Genomic DNA, 18,762 nt, shown 5'->3' with positions numbered 1-18,762 from the left:
GTTTTTACGCCGAGGGGAAGATCATTCAGTCCTTCGGTTTAAAGCGCAACAAACGGTTGGCGTTACTGACTACTGTAATGGATGACAGTGCCATTGCAGCGCCTGCAACTACCGGGTTAAGCAGCGTTCCGGTCAGTGGATATAAAATCCCCGCAGCAATTGGGATACCCAACGTGTTGTAGATAAACGCCCCGACCAGGTTCTGCTTCATGTTACGCAAAGTCGCTTTAGATATTGCCAGCGCATCAGCGACACCCACCAGGCTATGGCGCATCAACGTGATGGCAGCCGTTTCGATAGCAACATCGCTACCGCCACCCATTGCAATACCCACTTCAGCCTGTGCTAACGCTGGCGCATCGTTGATACCATCGCCGACCATTGCAACTTGCCGCCCTTGTTGTTGCAGCTTTTTGATCGCTTCAGCTTTGCCATCCGGCAATACGCCCGCAATCACTTCATCAATACCCGCTTCTTTGGCAATGGCGTTAGCCGTAGTTGGGTTATCGCCGGTCAACATCACCAGGCGGTAGCCGTTACGGTGCAAGCGTTGCAGTGCGCTAACACTGTCGGCACGCAGCGGGTCGCGGATGGCGAGCAGGGCGACCAGTTTGCCATCGACCGCCAGTAGCACCGGTGTTGCACCACGGCTGGCCTGTGCTTCAATTTCAGCAGCCATAGGGCTGGTATCCACGTTTTGCTCATCAAGCAGTGCTTTGTTGCCAAGCAGTAATTGATGCCCTTCGGTTTCACCGCTAACACCCAACCCACGCAAGGTGCGGAAGGTATTAACCTGCGGTAATTCAGCCCCTTCGGCTTTATCGATAATAGCGCGAGCAAGCGGGTGGCTTGATCCTTGTTCAAGGGCCGCGGCAAGTCTTAATGCATCAGCTTCTGAGTAGTCGTTGTAAGTCACGACGGCGACAACCTGCGGTTTGCCTTCGGTCAGCGTACCGGTTTTATCAAACACAATAGTATCGAGTGTACTGGCGCGTTGCAGGGCATCGGCATCACGCACTAATACACCAAACTCAGCGGCACGGCCCACACCGGAAATAATCGACATCGGTGTTGCCAGACCCAGCGCACAAGGGCAGGCGATAATCAGTACGGTTGTGGCAATCACCAGCGTATAAACGATTTGAGGTGCCGGGCCGAAGAAGTACCAGATTGCGGCGCTAAACAAAGCAATCAGTACCACTACAGGCACAAACACCGCCGAGATTTTATCGGCAAGTTGGCCAATCTCAGGCTTACTGCTTTGCGCCTGGCGCACCATTCGAATAATGCGCGAAAGTGTAGTGTGGTTGCCGGTTGCGGTAGCACGGAATAATACGCTGCCGTCTTGTACCACGGTGCCTGCATGAATCGGCTCGTCGGTGGATTTTTGCTGCGGTACCGGTTCACCGGTGAGCATCGCTTCATCAAACCACGCTTCGCCCTGGGTAATTTCACCGTCGACCGGCACGCGGTCACCGGTGGTTAAGCGCAGTATCATGCCTGCGGTGACTTCTGCCAGTGGCAGTGTCTTTTCACCTTCTTCGGTGACCACGCGCGCCGTTGGTGGCGTTAAGTCCAGCAACCGTTCCAGCGCTTTAGAAGAGCGTTGGCGTGCACGTTGTTCCAGCATATGCCCAAGGTTTATCAGGCCGATAATCATCGCACTGGCCTCGTAATAGAGGTGGCGAGCTTCCATTGGGAAGTGCTGTGGCCAGATATTCACTGTGATGGAATAAATCCACGCGGCGCCAGTTCCTAGCGCGACCAGCGTATCCATGGTGGCGGTTTTGTTGAGCAAGCTGCGCCAGGCGCTGCGATAGAAATGCCCACCAGCAAACACCATCACGCCCAGCGTGATAATCCCGATGGTCAGCCATAACGAGCGGTTGTCATCGGTGACCATCATATTGTCACCGAACATTCCCCAGACCATTACCGGGATACCGACGGCCAGTGCCAGAATAGCCTGCCAGCGGAATCGTTTTACGGCGGCGTTGGCGGTCTCTTGTTGGCGTTCACGGCGTTTTGCATCATCTTCGATGGCTTCCGCACCGTACCCGACACTTTCCACCGCTTTTACTAAAGATTCGGCGGAGGCAGTACCCATAATCAGGGCACTGCGCTCGGCAAGGTTTACCCGCGCCAGGCTGACACCAGGGACATTTTGCAATGCACTTTGTACCCGGGTCACGCAGCTGGCACAGCTCATCCCGTTGATCAACAACTGTTGGCTATCGTCATCATCATCGGTAGCTGTCGGAAGCTTCAATGCGTCCGCTGTCAGCACTTCCGACGGGATTGATGACTCTGTCAGCGGATCAGACTTTGGGTGGCTGGCCGCAGTCGCCTCGTACCCGGCTTGTTTTACTGTGTTGATTAACTCATCAACGGAAGCCGTTCCGGTTACGCTGGCGTGAGTTTGCGTCACTTCAGCTGTATCAACGTCAGGACGTTGCTCCAGGCTTTCTTTAACGCGTTTAACGCAATGGCCGCAGGTTAGGCCATCAAGGTTTAGATCGATAACGTGAGACATCATCCGACTCCTTTTATGTGGGATTGTGGTAAGCCTAAACCTTCCCTCAAGGGTAAGGTCAAGCTATACCCTAAATATTTCGCGGCGCAGCCAATACATCGACCTATTTAGGGCATATCTCCGTTAGATTATTCAGTTCCTGCGGGCAGTTGACTCAGTATTCCGGTATTCGCAAGCAGGCTTAAGCGCGCAGATTGCCATTCAGCAATAGCCTGAATACGTTGCTGTTGTGCATCAGCCAGTGCCGATTGAGCATTCAAAACTTCAAGAATATCGGCCACATCTTTATCGTAACGACGGCGTGACGAATTAACGCTGGCTTGTGCGGCGTCGAGCAATTGTTGGCTGACGGTCAGCACGCCCAACGCCGTTTTAGCATCAGCCCAGGCTTTCACTACGTCAGTAAGAATCTGTGTGGTGGTATCTTCGAGTTGGGCTTCGCTTTGTTCGGCCTGTGCTCTTGCTTCCAGAATTTTATAGTGGCGACTAAAGCCATCGAACAATGGAATAGAAACCGTTAGGCCAACATCTTTATCGGTCTGGTTAATAGTCGACAGACCCTGATTCGGGAAACCATTGCGCGAAATATGCGCCGTCATATCGAGCGTTGGTAAACCATCCGAGCGAACCTGGATAATTTTATCTTTATCGGCCTGCCATTTTGCCCGCGCCTGCATAATTGCCGGGTGGCGGATTTGCGCCTGTTTCAGCCACTGGTTTAGGTCGTGAATGTCCGAAGGGATAACGTTGTCGGGTTGCGCTGGTAAATTAACGGACATCTCAAGATTGATGCCCATGACTTGCTTGAGCAGGGCAAGGTTTTTTTCAAAATCCCCCGGCTGTGCATCGCATTAAGCTGTGCTTTTGCCAGCGCGGTTGCAGCCTGTAAGGTGTCGTCCTGAGTGGTTGCGCCTTTTTCCTCACGCCGTTTCGCAACACTTAACGTTTGTTGGGCAAGCTGCGCAATCTGCATGCGAGCCTCCATTACTGCCTGGCTGGTCATCGCCTCAAAGTAAGCCTGAATCACCGATGCCATGGTTTTTTGCAAAGCCGCGTCATGCCCGGCAATCGCGGCTAACAGCATTTGATTCGCCGCTTCGCGGTTTGCAGCACGGCCCCCAAAATCAAATAAGCGCCAGTTTAATGAACCATAATATTGGTTGCCGATACTGGTGGATGCGGGCTGTTGCGAACCAGAGGAATAGGTTGTGGTGTCTTTGAGTCGGCTAACCGAGCCGGTGATGGTTGGCAGATAAGCGGCTCGGGCTTCACCTACCACGCCGCTTTGCACCTTAATTTCTGCCCAGGTGGCGCGGATTTGCGGGTTGTTACACAGCGCTGTATCAACAGCATCGGTCAGCGCCAGTGGTTGGGTGAAATCTACCGCAGTTGCACAATTAATCCGGCTGGTATCAGGGAGCGTCGCGCCGTCCTGCAATTGCACAGGTTGCGCCAGTAACGGATCGTCCAGTAAACCACTTTTCTCTTCAGCGAAAGCAGCAGGCTGCACCCACAAGGTCAGCAGGCAAAGAGAGACTAAATACCTTTTAGCGTTCATTCAGGCTCTCATGAGTGTGTTGAATCAGAGGGGAGAGGAAGTACTCAATAACTCGACGGCTACCCGTTTTTATTTCGATTGAGGCGCTCATGCCCGGTCGCAGTGTCGAGGGTTCTCCATCGATATCCATCGTTTTGTGGTCAAGTTTGATGTGAATTGCGTATTGAGAATTCTGCGGTTTCTGTGCGTTATCGCTATGGCCTGATTGCGTGCTTTCGGCTGCATTGCTGGTTCCTGCATTCATTGCATCGCGCGAAACATAAGTCACTTCACCCTGCATCATGCCGTATTTGGTGTAGTCAAATGCCTCGATTTTCACAGCGGCATGCTGGCCTTTGTGCACAAAACCGATGTCTTTGTTTTCAACGATTGCTTCGATCTCGACCTGATTTTGCTTGGGTACGATGACCATCAACGGCTGGGCAGCCGTTACTACGCCACCAACCGTATGTACCGCTAATTGTTGTACCGTGCCGTCAACCGGGGCAGTGAGCTGAAGTTGAGTTTTATGGGCGCCGGCTCGTTGCACATCCTGATGTGCTTCGGCCTGCTGGCGTAACCCGTCATTGAGCTCATCCTCGGTTTTCTTACGAGTATCGGCGATAAATGAATCGCGCTGGTGGCGTGCATCGGCAAGTTTGCCTTCCAACTCAATTTTGTCCTGCTCTTTTTCCTGCCATGAAGTGACCGACACGTCATGGTTTTGGGCCAGATCTTTATAATTTTGTGCCCGCTCACGGACAATCGGTAATTGCTGGCTGTAACGGGCAATTTCCCCATCCAGATCTCTTAGCCTGCTTTCTACATTCTGCCACTGACTGGAAAGATGCTGACGGGCGTCAGCGACCTTTTCTGGCGTGATGTTTTCTATATTGCTCAGTCCAATAAATTGATGAGCGGTAATGGATTCCAGCAAGGCCCGCGAACGTGCAACCTGCAAGGCAGCGTTATCCTGGCCAACTTCCGCGCGCATTTTTTCATGGTCGATAATTTGCGTATCAAGCAGCAGCAGTGGTTCACCGGCATGCACGGTTTGCCCATCGGTAACAAAGATATGTTGAACGCGTGCGGTTTCCACAGAGGCAATGGTTTTAGCGTGACTTGAGGGAATGATTTTCCCGCTGGCGGAAACAATAATGTCGACCTTACCCAATACCGACCACAGCACCAGGAAAACGATTAACACCATAAGCAGGCGCGCCGTCCAGCGAGCGGTTGGTGAAACGGGGGCCAGCTGTAATGCCAGGGCCGCCGGAAGAAATTCTGCTTCGTCTGCTTTCAAAGCCGGTGGAGTGAGTGAGTGGCGCTGCTTCCAGAAAAACGCAAAGTGAGAACGGTAGCGTTTCATCAATTCGCACCAGGCGCTGTAGCGGAGTTTGAGGCTCATACGCAGGCCTCTCTTACCGGACCTTGTTGCAGAGTATATAAATGTGCGTAGATCCCACCGGCGTGTTGAACCAGTTCATCATGATGACCGACTTCGGCAATCTCTCCGCGCTCCATCACCACGATGCGGTTGGCTTCACGCACCGCAGAGAGGCGATGCGCAATGATCAATACTGTTCGGCCTTCACAGATGCGGCGCATATTATCCTGAATGATTTTTTCGGACTCATAATCCAGCGCGCTGGTGGCTTCATCAAAAATCAAAATACGTGGGTTTGAGATTAAGGCGCGGGCAATGGCAATACGCTGGCGCTGGCCGCCAGACAAACCTGTGCCGTGCTCGCCGACCATGGTGTCGTAGCCTTCCGGTAACTCACAAATAAACTCATGCGCTCCGGCAAGTTTGGCGGCTTCTATTACTGCTTCAATCGGCAGCGTCGGGTTAGTCAGCGCGATATTGGCGCGAATCGAGCGGTTAAACAGGTTGTTTTCTTGCTGCACCACACCAATTTGATGCCGCAGAGACGTGGTGTTTATCACCGCGAGATCGTGCCCGTCCAGTAACACGCGCCCGCGTTCGGGGATGTATAGGCGTTGCACCAGCTTAGTAAGAGTGCTCTTTCCTGAACCCGAACGGCCGACAATACCAATGACTTCGCCGGGTTTAACCGTGAGGCTCACCTGGCGCAATACTTCGGATGCATCCGGGCGATAGCGGAATGAGACCTTATCGAACTCGATTGCCCCGGACAGCCGTGGCAGCCGCGATTTCTGATCAACAACTTCAGGGTGAGTATTTAAAATATCGCCAAGTCGACTCATTGAAATACCGACTTGCTGAAAATCATTCCATAACTGTGCAAGACGCAAAATGGGCTGTGACACCTGGCCGGAGAGCATGTTGAATGCTACGAGTGCACCTACGGTGAGTTGGTTATCGATAACCAGGCTTGCACCTATCCACATGATAGCGGCGGTCACCAGCTTACTGATCAACGTAATTCCACCGTTGGCGATGGTCGAGATATTGGTGGCTGAAAGTCCAGAGGTCACATAGCCCGCCAGTTGGTCATCCCAGTTCTTAACCCAGCGCGGCTCAACGGCCATGGCTTTTACGGTGTCGATATTGCTGATGGTCTCAACGAGGAACGACTGGTTTTCCGCCGATTTATTGAATTTTTCATTGAGCCGACGGCGCAGCACGGGTGTGAACACCAGCGATAGAAAAACATAGAGCGGGATCGATGCAATCACGATAAGTGTCAACTTAACGCTGTAGCTGAACATTACGGCGAGGAAGACGAACGAGAAAAGAATATCGAGTACGACGGTGATGGCATTGCCCGTCAGAAACGAACGGATATTTTCCAGCTCTCGCACACGCGCTACCGAATCCCCAACGCGCCGGCTCTGGAAATAAGCAATCGGCAGGTTAAGCATATGGCGGAATAGACGCGCGCCGAGTTCCACATCAAGCTTGCTGCTGGTATGTGCAAATACCCAGGTGCGAATTCCGCTTAATAAAGCTTCAAAGATATTTGCTGCCACCAGGCCAATGGCAACCACATGAAGGGTTTTCATGGCATGGTTAACCAAAACTTTATCCATCACCACCTGAAAGAAAAGTGGGGTGGCTAAGCCGATTAACTGCAACACCAGGGAAATGAGCATTATTTCCCCTAAAATTCGCCGGTATTTAATCAATGCCGGAATAAACCAGGTGAAATCGAATTTAGCTAATGTTCCTGTGAAATTTACTTTGCTTGCGAAGTAAATAACTTCACCCGTCCAAACCTCGGGTAACTCATCGATGGAAATAAACTCAGGAGGGCAGTTTTCATATTGGATAAGCAAGCGAGGCTTGACGACATGATTACCATTTTCACTCCCAGGGTCATATTTCCCCAGAATAAAATAACGGCCATCACGATTCTGGCCTACGGCCGGTAATGCAGCTTTATCCATTCGGCGTGCATCCTGGCGCACCACCTTTGTTTTAAGTCCTAACTCCTGTGCCGCCAATAAAATTGCTCGTTGGCCAAACACGGGTTGCCCGTCGGGGGATATCTCAAGATGACCGGCAAATTTATGCTGAAGGTTTATTTTGTCGACAGCGACCTGATGAAAGGAGCCAATTACCTGCAAACAGAAAAAACCGCTATCCATGGGATACCGCCGACGGAAAAGAAATCATATTTATTAACAAACCAGTCATTATTGTAGGATATATACCCAAAATAACTCGAGTTGCAGGAACGCTAACGCACATGCAACTTGAAGGATTACGGGTATAAAATATGCGCGATTAAATATCACAGGCACTGAATGTTGTCAAAATGCCATGCTCATAAAAAATAAGTAAAATTAGACATTTGTGAATTATATTATGCCGCAGGCGCGTTGCGAAGTAGTGCCTTGCTTGTAACTTTACTGATAAATAAATACAGTTTTTTTAAAGTTATCACTCATTAATTAGTGATAATTGAACAGAAAAAATACAAAGTCTTTTGCTTTAGTCAATACGAGTTAATGCTTGTAAGTATTATGTTGCTTTGAAATGTTACTATTTAATATGTTGTGTTGAATTTTTCAGCAAAAATAAAAGCTGCTGGTAATGATGTTGATTGATAATATTTATATGAACTCATCTTTTCCTTTCAATCACTTAAAGGATGTGTGCGCTTTTAACCTTTAACCGCCTGCCACGATACTTATATTGCAGGTGGTTATTCATTTCTAATAAATATTATCCATTCCGGTAAGAGGTCACGCTGTGCCTGATTCCATACAAAATACCCCCCCATGCCCGACCTTAATTCAATTGGTTCATGGAGCAAGTCCGATTACGAGAAACTGACCGCAGATTTTGTCAGCAAGATGACTGCAGACCAAATTCATGCCATGAGTCATACCTCGTGGATGCCCGATGCCGCTGCGGCCGGTTTTACAGCTGAAATGGTGGCGAGTATCAATATCAGCATGTCCTGGTTTGCACCTGGATGGTTTAACCATCTCAGCACCGAAGCATTACATGGGCTGACACAAAAGCAGATGAATGAGTTAACCACCAATACTCTTTGTGGCCTGGACAACGCTCATCTGGGGGCATTTACACCCGATCAGGTAGCGAATATCCAGGTGAATTTTTACTGGTTCACGCCTGATTTTTTAAACAGTCTCAATCAGCAGGCTTTTGCCGCTATTACTTCGGCTCATCTTAATGAGATACCGAGGGGGAATTTCGGCGCACTAAGTCACGCTCAACTCTCCAGTATCACAGCTGAAAACCTCAAAGACCTGAAGGACTCACATCTGTGGGTGTTAAACGCCGGGCAGGTTAACGCCATTTCACACCTTGATGCCTTCAGTAGCGCCCAGTTTGGGCTGCTTAATATTTCCGGACTTTCAGTTTCAACGTTAAAAAATCTGACGAAAAATTCGTATTCCGCACTCACTGCCAGCCAGCTTGATGGAATAAGTAACGATAAATTTGCCGTACTGAATCTTTCCCAGCTTTCAACATCTACGATTGGCGCAATGAGTCAGGCGGTTTATCAAAAGCTGACTCCTGAGCAGATTGCTACTTTAAGCTCTGAGCAAATCCATGCGATGGCCCACACGTCATGGATATCTGATGCTACGGCCAGCGCCTTTACTCCGGAACAGATACAAAGCATTAATATTGGTATGAACTGGTTTAGCGCAGGATGGTTTAACAACCTGAGCATTGAAACATTTCAGGCGATGACACCTGTTCAGGCAGGCCAGATTTCCACCACCACACTTGCGGCTCTGGATAGCGAACACCTGCATGCCTTTACCGCAGAACAGATCGGCGGCATGAATAACTTTGGTGGGCTGAGTAGTGCGCAATTTGGTTTATTAGATCTTTCCGGAATGACGACATCGGTCATCGGCAATTTAAGCAGAACCGAATATGACGGACTGACAGCGAATCAAATTACGGGTTTAAGCACTGAACAAATTCAGGCAATAAAACACGTGGAATGGCTGCCTGTAGGGGTGATAAGCGAATTTACCGCAGTGCAAACCGCGGCGTTGGGTAATAAGCTTGCGCAACTCACAGCCGAACAAGTTGTGGCAATGAATAGTTTACAGGAGCTGACTGGCGCTCAGTTTGGCTTATTAAATATTTCTGGGTTACCGGTTTCTGTTATTGCCAATTTAACCTCGACTGAATATGCGGGGCTTAGCGCAAAACAGACAGCGGCATTAAGCGCGGAACAAATTAATGCCCTGCAACACGTAGATTTGCTGTCGGTTGCGGCGGTAAGTGGATTTACAGCCGCTCAAATGCCTGCATTGAGCGATAACGTGCTTTCGCATTTAAGCGCACAGCAGGTTGCTGCAATAACGCACTTAAGTGCACTGAATAGCCAACAGTTCGGGCTGTTAAATATTTCCCAACTGTCTGAATCAGCTATTAACGGTTTAAGCAAAACGGAATATGAAGGATTAACTGCACTTCAGGTTGCCACCTTAAGTCCTGCACAAATTAAGGCGATGTACCACCCATCCTGGATGTCGGATGCCACTGCGAGCACTTTCACACCAGAACAGGTGCAAAACATCAGTATCGGTATGAACTGGTTCTCGGCGGGTTGGTTAAATAACCTGAGCCTTGAAACATTGCAGGCGATGACGCCTGTTCAGGCAGGCCAGATTTCCAGCGCAACGCTTGCGGCCCTGGATAACGAGCACTTGCACTCCCTTAGTGCAGAACAGATCGGCGGCATGAATAACTTTGGTGGGCTGAGTAGTGCGCAATTTGGTTTGTTAGATCTTTCCGGAATGACGACATCGGCCATCGGCAATTTTAGCAGAACCGAATATGACGGACTGACAGCGAATCAAATTACGGGTTTAAGCACTGAACAAATTCAGGCAATAAAACACGTGGAATGGCTGCCTGTAGGGGTGATAAGCGAATTTACCGCAGTGCAAACCGCGGCGTTGGGTAATAAGCTTGCGCAACTCACAGCCGAACAAGTTGTGGCAATGAATAGTTTACAGGAGCTGACTGGCGCTCAGTTTGGCTTATTAAATATTTCTGGGTTACCGGTTTCTGTTATTGCCAATTTAACCTCGACTGAATATGCGGGGCTTAGCGCAAAACAGACAGCGGCATTAAGTGCGGAACAAATTAATGCCCTGCAACACGTAGACTTGCTATCGGTTGCGGCGGTAAGTGGATTTACGGCAGCTCAAATGCCTGTTTTGAGTGACAACGTACTTTCACATTTAAGTGCGGATCAGGTTGCTGCAATAACGCACTTAAGTGCGCTGAATAGCCAACAGTTTGGACTGTTAAATATTTGCCAACTGTCCGAATCAGCTATTAACGGTTTAAGCAAAACGGAATATGAAGGATTAACTGCACTTCAGGTTGCCTCTTTAAGTCCTGCACAAATTAAGGCGATGTACCACCCATCCTGGATGTCGGATGCCACTGCGAGCGCTTTCACACCAGAACAGGTGCAAAACATCAGTATCGGTATGAACTGGTTCTCGGCGGGTTGGTTAAATAATCTGAGCATTGAGACATTGCAGGCGATGACACCTGTTCAGGTAAGCCAGATTTCCACCACCACACTTGCGGCTCTGGATAGTGAACACCTGCATGCCTTTACCGCAGAACAGATCGGCGGCATGAATAACTTTGGTGGGCTGAGTAGTGCGCAATTTGGTTTGTTAGATCTTTCCAAAATGCAAACGTCAGTCTTTAGTTATTTGAGTGACACCGAATATAAAGGGCTTACAGCTAATCAAATTGCTTCCTTAAGCGCTGAACAAATTAACGCAATGGGCCATGCCGCATGGATGACAGATGATGCGGCTTCCGGTTTTACGCCAGACCAAATAAAGAATTGCACCCAGAATTTTTACTGGTTCTCTCCTGGTTGGTTTAATAACCTGACGACAGAAGCATTCCATGCAATAAAACCTGAACAGATGGGCCAGGTGTACCTTGATGCCTTTAATGGGCTGGACGCTGAACGTCGTGCCCAATTAACCGCGGACCAGGTTGGCGGAATTATCTATAATTTTTACTTCTTTTCTTCTGACTGGTTTAACAGTTTAAGTCCGGATGCGATGAAAGGGATAACTGCCGATCAGCTTGCCCATATTCAGACTGACAATTTTAAGCATTGGGATAACGACCATTTGGCTGCATTAACAGCGGCACAAGTCGCAGTTGCTCCGCACCTGAATGCACTGACTAGCGATCAGTTTGGGCATTTAGATATTTCTCAACTCTCGGTTACTTCTATCGGGACATTATCTAAAACCGAATATCAAGGGCTAACTGCGCAGCAAATTGCCTCATTAAGTGCCGAGCAAATTCAGGGATTGCAGCACCTTGGTTGGATCCCATCGGCCGCGATCCAAGGTTTTACCACCGCCCAAATGCAGGCCTTTGGCAATGATTTATCAGGTTTTACTGCAACATTCCTCAATAACCTGAGTCTGGATGCAATGAGTGCGCTCACTCCGTCACAGCTTAAGACTCTTACTCCTGTTGCATTTATTGGGCTGGAATATCGACATTTCCTTGCTTTGAATAATTTCTCTGATTTGATTGATATGGTGTCGTCGTTCACTTCCGATCAGCTGCTAACGCTTTCCCCAATGCTGTCTATCGAGCAACAGGGGCTTCTGTCACAAGGCCAACAGGCGTTAATTAACAAATCTGTGGATACGGGTTTCTCATTGGTTGACAGTGTGCATGACCCGATACTGAAAACCAGCATGCATAACGCAGTGACCAACGACTCTTCTTTGTTTAGCTTTACAACGATTGAGTCAATTCTTAAGGATTTAGCCTCTCAATTAACCGGTGACCTTAACGCAAATCAGTACAACGACATAAAATATTATGTTCAGCAAGTTGGCAATGTTTGTGGGACTGACTCGGCAGTCTACTCGCTATTAAGCGGGTTGATGGGCACCAATGGCGCATCTGTTTACTGGAGTGCGACCGGTGACGGGGAGCGAATTGGCAGCTTGAGTGAGGGCTCGTCAGCCACGCAATTTAACCAGCTAATTTCTACCTGGTTTGATGGTGCAAACGACCCGAAATCTTCCTCATCTGATCATGTTGATGGGCGCCCACTTTTCGCTAAAGGTGGCCCATCAATTAACGACATCACTCAAGGTTACATTGGGGATTGTTCGCTCCTGTCCGCGCTTCAGGCGGTTGTGGAAACGGCACCAGACTTCATTAAGTCAATGATTGTTCAGAACCCGAATGATACTTACAGTGTGCGCTTCTTTAATAAAGGTGTGGCTCAATGGGTCACAGTAGATGGCAATGCCTATAGCAGTGGCACAAATTCAGCAACCTCGAGTTGGGCGGCGATTGTCGAACGGGCGAACGTTGATTTTGAAGCGACTTATTTGAATGAAGTGAATGCTTACTCAAGTTTGCCTGGTGGCTACGACAAACTGGGGGAAATTACAGGTGACACCTACACAACGTTCAGAGCGGTATATACAACTGAGGAAAAATGGAATACCACGGACTTTGATATATTGAAAACCGCGGTACTAAACGGCCAACCTGTGCAGCTTTCTAGTTGGGATAGCTCCGTAAATGCTGATACTGGGCAAACCAATCTTGTTGGCGGGCATGCTTTTGCGATTATCGGTTTTGATGACGTAACGAATGATTTTATTCTTACCAACCCGTGGGGGGCTTTCCGTACTGACGGCGTCCAGGGAACATTTGAAGCCTCAATGGATCAAATGTGGCAGAAAGGAAATTACAATACCGGTATTGCTATCGTTAACTCAACGGGAGCATCCGATGCTGCCGGGCAACTTGTTCACGCGATGGCAGCAATGAATACATCACCTTCGGCAGCGCTCACCACCGCTGCGTTACCGGTTAATGTGAATAACGGCACTCTTGCTGCTTCACATGCCTGATAGTTAAACCTCAATATCTCCGTTCGTTCTGGGCGGAGATATTAACCCTACCATTCTCAATGTCTTTTTTCTTGATTTATATAAATTACTCATCAGTACTTGCAGAATATTAATATTCATCTATGTCGTCTTTAAAATATTTTGAATTTTTCAAAGCATTATGTGAAACGGGATTAGTTAACTAATACTTTTTCCACCATTTCCTTCTCAAAGCACAGCTATGTACTAATGTTACACAAAGTGTTTCGACAGGTGTTTGTCGTTGTCTTTATGTGTCAGCACGTTATTACTTATTTTGGCTATGCAGAGACTGCTTATGAATAATATATATCGCTTAGTGTGGAGCCATGTTGCAAACAGTTTTATTGCTGTGGCAGAAATTTCTCGGGCAGGGAAAAAAGGCAGCAGGACTGGGCGAGGTAGCAGAAAGCTATTAACAACAGCAGCATTGATGCTTGCCGGGAGTTATTCAGGTGCTGCCAGTGCAGTTGATGTTATCTGGAATGCTGCATACCCAAACTATGCATTACTGCCTCCCTATGATGCCGTGAAAAATACCGGTTATGCGTTTTCCATTGATGGCCAGCCATTGGCGAATCATTATGCTGCGGGCACAACGCTTAATGTTATCGGTGCAATACCTAATATCGCCACCGGTACCAACGGTAACAGCACGGGCGTTACGGTGCTAAATGGTCTGCCGGGTTCCACCGGGACCGACCCGAATCGCATTATTACTATTGTTGCAACTGATTCGAATAATAATCCCACACCAATTACCGCGGCTAACATTGGGCAATATACCTATTCACCTTCTCCTGCTGTGCCACAAGAAAGTCAGGAGCTCAATGTTACTGTTCCAGGTCTTGACGGTAGCTATCAGGTCATCAGTGTTTATGATTCATCGAGCTTTATCTCAGCGGGTGACACACCGGTAAGTAATATGGTGTTACCGGTTTACGATCATAACTCCATTCGGATATTTAATAATTTTGGTATTGCGTATGTGGCTCCGACCGGCGGGCAGGCAAATATTAATGTCGGTTCAAGCGATCCCAATTCTGCCATTGCTGCACCAGAAAATACCATCGATCTGCTGACCAAAAATTCCGTATTGGCAAAAGCTGACGGTAGTGCAGGCGTTGCCAGTGGCACCCAATGGCTTTCCGATAACTACATCCATTTTCGCCCGGCAATTGTCCTTTCAACCGATACGCAAAGCCTTGAGGCTCAAAGCGCAAAATACGACTTTTCAATTACATTGCCCAACTATGAACTGGTCGGGAATCGGGTACTTAAGCTTGGCAATAAAACCTTTGTTATCAACTCATCAAATGATATTGCCGAAGTTAATGACTTCCTGATAGGGGCGGGTGCATACAGCGGTAAACCGCAAATTCAGTACTGGCTCACAGCGGGTGCTGAGGTGAACGGTGAAGTCATCGACTCCACGGTTGAAGCACAAAACACCTACGACGCCATTATTACCGGCATGCTGGGTAAAGAAGAAAACACCAGTATCAATCTCACCTACCACGTCTGGGATGACAAAGGCGTACACAACAATAACGCCACACAACCCACCGGTGATTTAAACGTTATTTATGCCACTGGAGCACAAGCGACGGGGCTGGTAACTGCTGACGGGAGTCTGGCTGTTGATGGCGCATCTGCGGTAATGCGTGCTGATAATGGCGGCGTTATCACGAGCGACGGTGCAATCAATGCGTGGCGCAGCAGCGGCAGCAGCCCAACTTCCGTCGGTATGATGGCAACTAACGCTACTGCGACTAACAATGGCACCTTAAATGCCGGATTGTTTATTGAAAAAAATGGCAGCAATCAGAATGTCTCTAACGCGGGTAGCGTGGGGATGGAAGGGGCTGGTAGCAGTACGCTGGTTAACAATGGCCATATTAATACCGCGATTACCGACACCACCACCAACAATGCGATTGGTATGCGTGCAACAGGTACGACAAATGCCACCAACGCCGCAACGGGTACTATCGCGGTGGTGGGTAATAGCAATAATGTGAATGGCAAAGCCGGTGGTTATGGGGTTTGGCTCGACCAAAATGCCACGTTTAGTAATGCCGGCAATATTTACCTCGGCTTCAATCCCGTTCTTAATTCAGCCACGCCAACTCCGGTGCCAATGACAGGTGGTGACCTTTCAGCTGGGATTCGTACGCAAAGCACGGCCGCCGTGAATAACAGCGGTACGATAACTATTGGTGAAATGACGCGTAATGCTGCCGGGATTTCAGTGGAAGGCGCAACGGGTGCGGTTACCAACTCCGGCACGATTAATGTATTAGGCAAACTCACTAACGGATCTGCTGCGGCAAACTATGGTCTGAACGTTGTCGATAATATTGGTACCGTGACCCACAGCGGCACCATTAACGTTGATGGCGACAACAATATCGCCATTAATGTGCTGGCGCAGAAAGCAGGTGCTGCGGTGACAACTACCGGAGGAAGTGCCATTACCGTGGGCAAGGCGGGTGACACCGGCGGTAGCGATGGCCAGCCTTATACTTACCGAAACTACGCGGTTTATGCCGAAGGGTTAAATACCCAACATGCGCAGGTAGACCTGAATTCCACGATAAGATTGCTATCAGCGGGGGCGATTGGTGTTCATGCGCGTGGTGATGCGCAAATTGATATTAACCCTGCTTCAACGCTCTCTTTCGAAAACGTTAAACAAATGGGTTATTACGCCTGGGGTAATAAGGCGAAGATTAATGTTGGCAATGCGAATATCAATGATAACGGCCAGGCTGACTCTATTTTATTTGCCGTTGACCACGGCGCGGTATTTGCTGGCGGCACAGGGGCTGCGGCGAGTTATCAGTTAACAATGTCTGGTGATAACGCCACCGGGATTATTGCCAACGGCGTGGATGAAACAACCGGAACCAAGACTTCACTCACCACTGGGACCGCCAAAATATTTGTGAATGGTGAAAATGCGGTCGGGGTGAAAGTCACCGGAGGCGCGGTCGGTAATATTAGCGATGGCGGCATTGTGTTGCAGCATAACAATACAACCGCTGTGTTGATTGATGGGCGTAATTACAATATCGACGGCTCGATTGATACTGACGAATTGCAAACGCTGGTGACATCGAACGCTTCCGTCACAAGCAGCGCTGGGCAAAGCGGGATTGTTGGCTATAACGTTTCCCATGCGGGTGAGCTGAATCTCAGTGGTAGCGGTATTTCGTTAAATGGCACCAACAGTACCGGAATCGTTTTGCATGACAACGGCAAGGCGACGGTAGCTGCACCGGTAACTGTCTCAGGCACCAACAATATTGGCGTCGATATTCAAAACAATAGCGCACTGACTAACAACAATCTGATTAGTGTCAGCGGTGCGGTGGGCAGCGGGAATGTCGGTGTGCGCGTCGGCGGGACGAACGCGGTGGTGAACACCCTGGGCAACGTCAATGCCTCTGGCGGACTTGCCGCCGTTCAGCTGATTGGTGCTGGTGCTAACTTGACGGTTAACGGGACGGGTAACCACATTACGGCATCAGGTGGGGCTGATGGTGTACGGATGGATGCCGGAGCTGCATCATTTACCGCAAGTAATACCGTTATCGACATTTCTGGCAGTGGCGCAGGGATTAATAACAATGCTGACACCTCGAATATCAATCTTAATGGCGTGACCATTAATGCCTCAAATGGCCCGGCGATTCGCACGGCTGTAACGTTTAACGCCGCAGGCACTAACAACACGCTAAATATCTCCGGTAACGGCCAGGGCTTCGCCTTTATGGATGCAAATGGGGCTCCCACAACCGGGAATCTCACCATTGATAATGGTTACACCATCAATGGTACGGGGGCTGGCAGTGTCGGTATTCTGGCAAGAACCGCCGGTAATGTGAGTTCCGGCGCCACTATCAATATGGCGGCGGGGGCGGGGTCTGCGATAGTTGCAACGGATGGTTCTGTGGGCAGCAACCGGACAATCACCAACACCGGAACAATAACAAGTCTGGGCGCGGGTGCTCCAGTAATTAACGCTTCCAGTGCGAGCAATACGACCGTCAATAACAGCGGTACGTTGCTTGCGGCGAATGCCACGGCGCAGGCCATTCTCACCGGGACCGGCAATGATGTAGTGGCATTAAGCGGTTCGGGGGCGAATACACGCGGCGAAATCAACCTTGGAAGCGGTAATGATAATTTCAGTTGGACGGCGGGTGCTTTCACCGGCGGTGTCACGTTTACGGGAGCAGATGGCAACGATAGTGCAACTCTTGGTGATGTTTCGCTTGCCAGCGTTACGCATATTTTAAGTGAAGGTGGCACCAATAATGCCTTAACGCTTAACGGCACTCATCAGGGGGCAGCTCCGGCTTTAATCGGCACCTTTAGCGCTGATGACCTCACGAAGGGCACCAATATTGGCACCGGCTGGAGTTCTTTAACCTTAAATGGTGATGCCACAGATGCACGTATTGTTGACGACCTGGTGCTTTCCGGTACGCAGGCCATAAACATTAACAACGGTGCGACGCTGCGCAGTGGCACAAGCGCTGCCACCACTGCTGACTCATCGATTCATAACTACAACGTCACTACTTCGGGAGCGACAAGCCTGCTGTCATTTGATGGTGCAAGCGATCAGATTTATACCGGGATTATCAGTGGCAGCGGCGGCATGGAACGTATCAATGCGGGCAAAACTACATTGCTTGGCAACAGTACTTACACCGGAAACACTTATATTGGCTCGGGGGCGGAACTGGCATTGGGTGATGGTGGCACTGTCGGTAGTGTGTCTGAAACCACCAATATCACCGATGATGGCATTTTGACGATTGACCGTTCTGACAACATTGCCCTAAACGGCGTGATTTCGGGGAGTGGGGCGTTCCATCAAGATGGCCTCGGGATTACGCGACTGGGTGGTGCCAACGCCTGGAAAGGGGCGACAGAAGTTAATCAAGGTACATTGCTGGTCAATGGTAATCAAAGCCAGGCAACTGGGCTTACCACCGTCCATTCGAACACCACATTAGGCGGCAATGGCACCATTGGTGGGGATGTCGCATTTGAAGGCAACACCACGCTGACGCCGGGAGATGGCGGGGTCGGCAAACTGACGATCAATGGTGATTTGACGTTGGCGAGCACCACCAACAGCAAATTTGAACTGGGCGAACCCTATGTGTCTGGTGGGGCACTTAACGATGTCGTGAATGTGGGGGGGATCTGGTTCTTGATGGTGATCTTAATGTCACGCTGTCAAGTGGGGGCTATTTCATTCCGGGCGTCTATCGCCTGTTTAACTACGTAGGAGAATTAA

General features: G+C 49.3%; 7 protein-coding genes. 2 read left to right on the top strand and 5 right to left on the bottom strand.

Annotated features, from left to right (window positions below; all coding sequences use genetic code 11):
- Positions 1-25: 25 nt before the first annotated feature.
- From copA to AC0IXI_RS18325, 5 genes are all read right to left on the bottom strand, one after another.
- Positions 26-2,533 (bottom strand): copper-exporting P-type ATPase CopA, encoded by a 2,508-nt coding sequence (copA, locus tag AC0IXI_RS18345; protein WP_064516742.1) that lies wholly within the window; start codon positions 2,531-2,533, stop codon positions 26-28.
- Positions 2,534-2,661: 128 nt separating this feature from the next.
- A complete protein-coding gene (locus tag AC0IXI_RS18340) occupies positions 2,662-3,312 on the bottom strand; it encodes a TolC family protein (RefSeq protein WP_471682907.1) in 651 nt (216 codons plus the stop codon).
- Positions 3,252-4,091, bottom strand: coding sequence for a TolC family protein (locus AC0IXI_RS18335; protein WP_471682906.1), 840 nt, complete (start codon positions 4,089-4,091; stop codon positions 3,252-3,254). The genes AC0IXI_RS18340 and AC0IXI_RS18335 overlap by 61 nt, the downstream gene beginning before the upstream one ends.
- Positions 4,081-5,478, bottom strand: a complete 1,398-nt coding sequence (locus AC0IXI_RS18330; RefSeq protein WP_413498059.1) for an HlyD family type I secretion periplasmic adaptor subunit — start codon at positions 5,476-5,478, stop codon at positions 4,081-4,083. Before AC0IXI_RS18330 ends, AC0IXI_RS18335 begins: the two co-directional genes overlap by 11 nt.
- Complete coding sequence (locus AC0IXI_RS18325; RefSeq protein WP_471682905.1) at positions 5,475-7,643, bottom strand: type I secretion system permease/ATPase; 2,169 nt, start codon at positions 7,641-7,643, stop codon at positions 5,475-5,477. Before AC0IXI_RS18325 ends, AC0IXI_RS18330 begins: the two co-directional genes overlap by 4 nt.
- A 636-nt stretch (positions 7,644-8,279) precedes the next feature.
- On the opposite strand from AC0IXI_RS18325, the gene AC0IXI_RS18320 reads away from it, so the two are divergent.
- Positions 8,280-13,427, top strand: a complete 5,148-nt coding sequence (locus AC0IXI_RS18320; protein ID WP_471682904.1) for a C2 family cysteine protease — start codon at positions 8,280-8,282, stop codon at positions 13,425-13,427.
- A gap of 316 nt (positions 13,428-13,743) precedes the next feature.
- Positions 13,744-18,753, top strand: a complete 5,010-nt coding sequence (locus tag AC0IXI_RS18315; protein ID WP_471682903.1) for an ESPR-type extended signal peptide-containing protein — start codon at positions 13,744-13,746, stop codon at positions 18,751-18,753.
- The last annotated feature ends 9 nt before the right edge of the window (positions 18,754-18,762 follow it).

It is taken from the genome of Buttiauxella sp. AC038, from assembly GCF_979253565.1.
Note: the sequence above shows the minus strand (reverse complement) of the source record. Positions and strands in the feature narration are given on the sequence as shown.

Bases quoted from the DNA above. Each gene is read 5' to 3' on its own strand.
- copA (WP_064516742.1), bottom strand. From the start codon at position 2,533: ATGTCTCACGTTATCGATCTAAACCTTGATGGCCTAACCTGCGGCCAT.
- AC0IXI_RS18340 (WP_471682907.1), bottom strand. From the start codon at position 3,312: ATGTCCGTTAATTTACCAGCGCAACCCGACAACGTTATCCCTTCGGAC.
- AC0IXI_RS18335 (WP_471682906.1), bottom strand. From the start codon at position 4,091: ATGAACGCTAAAAGGTATTTAGTCTCTCTTTGCCTGCTGACCTTGTGG.
- AC0IXI_RS18330 (WP_413498059.1), bottom strand. From the start codon at position 5,478: ATGAGCCTCAAACTCCGCTACAGCGCCTGGTGCGAATTGATGAAACGC.
- AC0IXI_RS18325 (WP_471682905.1), bottom strand. From the start codon at position 7,643: ATGGATAGCGGTTTTTTCTGTTTGCAGGTAATTGGCTCCTTTCATCAG.
- AC0IXI_RS18320 (WP_471682904.1), top strand. From the start codon at position 8,280: ATGCCCGACCTTAATTCAATTGGTTCATGGAGCAAGTCCGATTACGAG.
- AC0IXI_RS18315 (WP_471682903.1), top strand. From the start codon at position 13,744: ATGAATAATATATATCGCTTAGTGTGGAGCCATGTTGCAAACAGTTTT.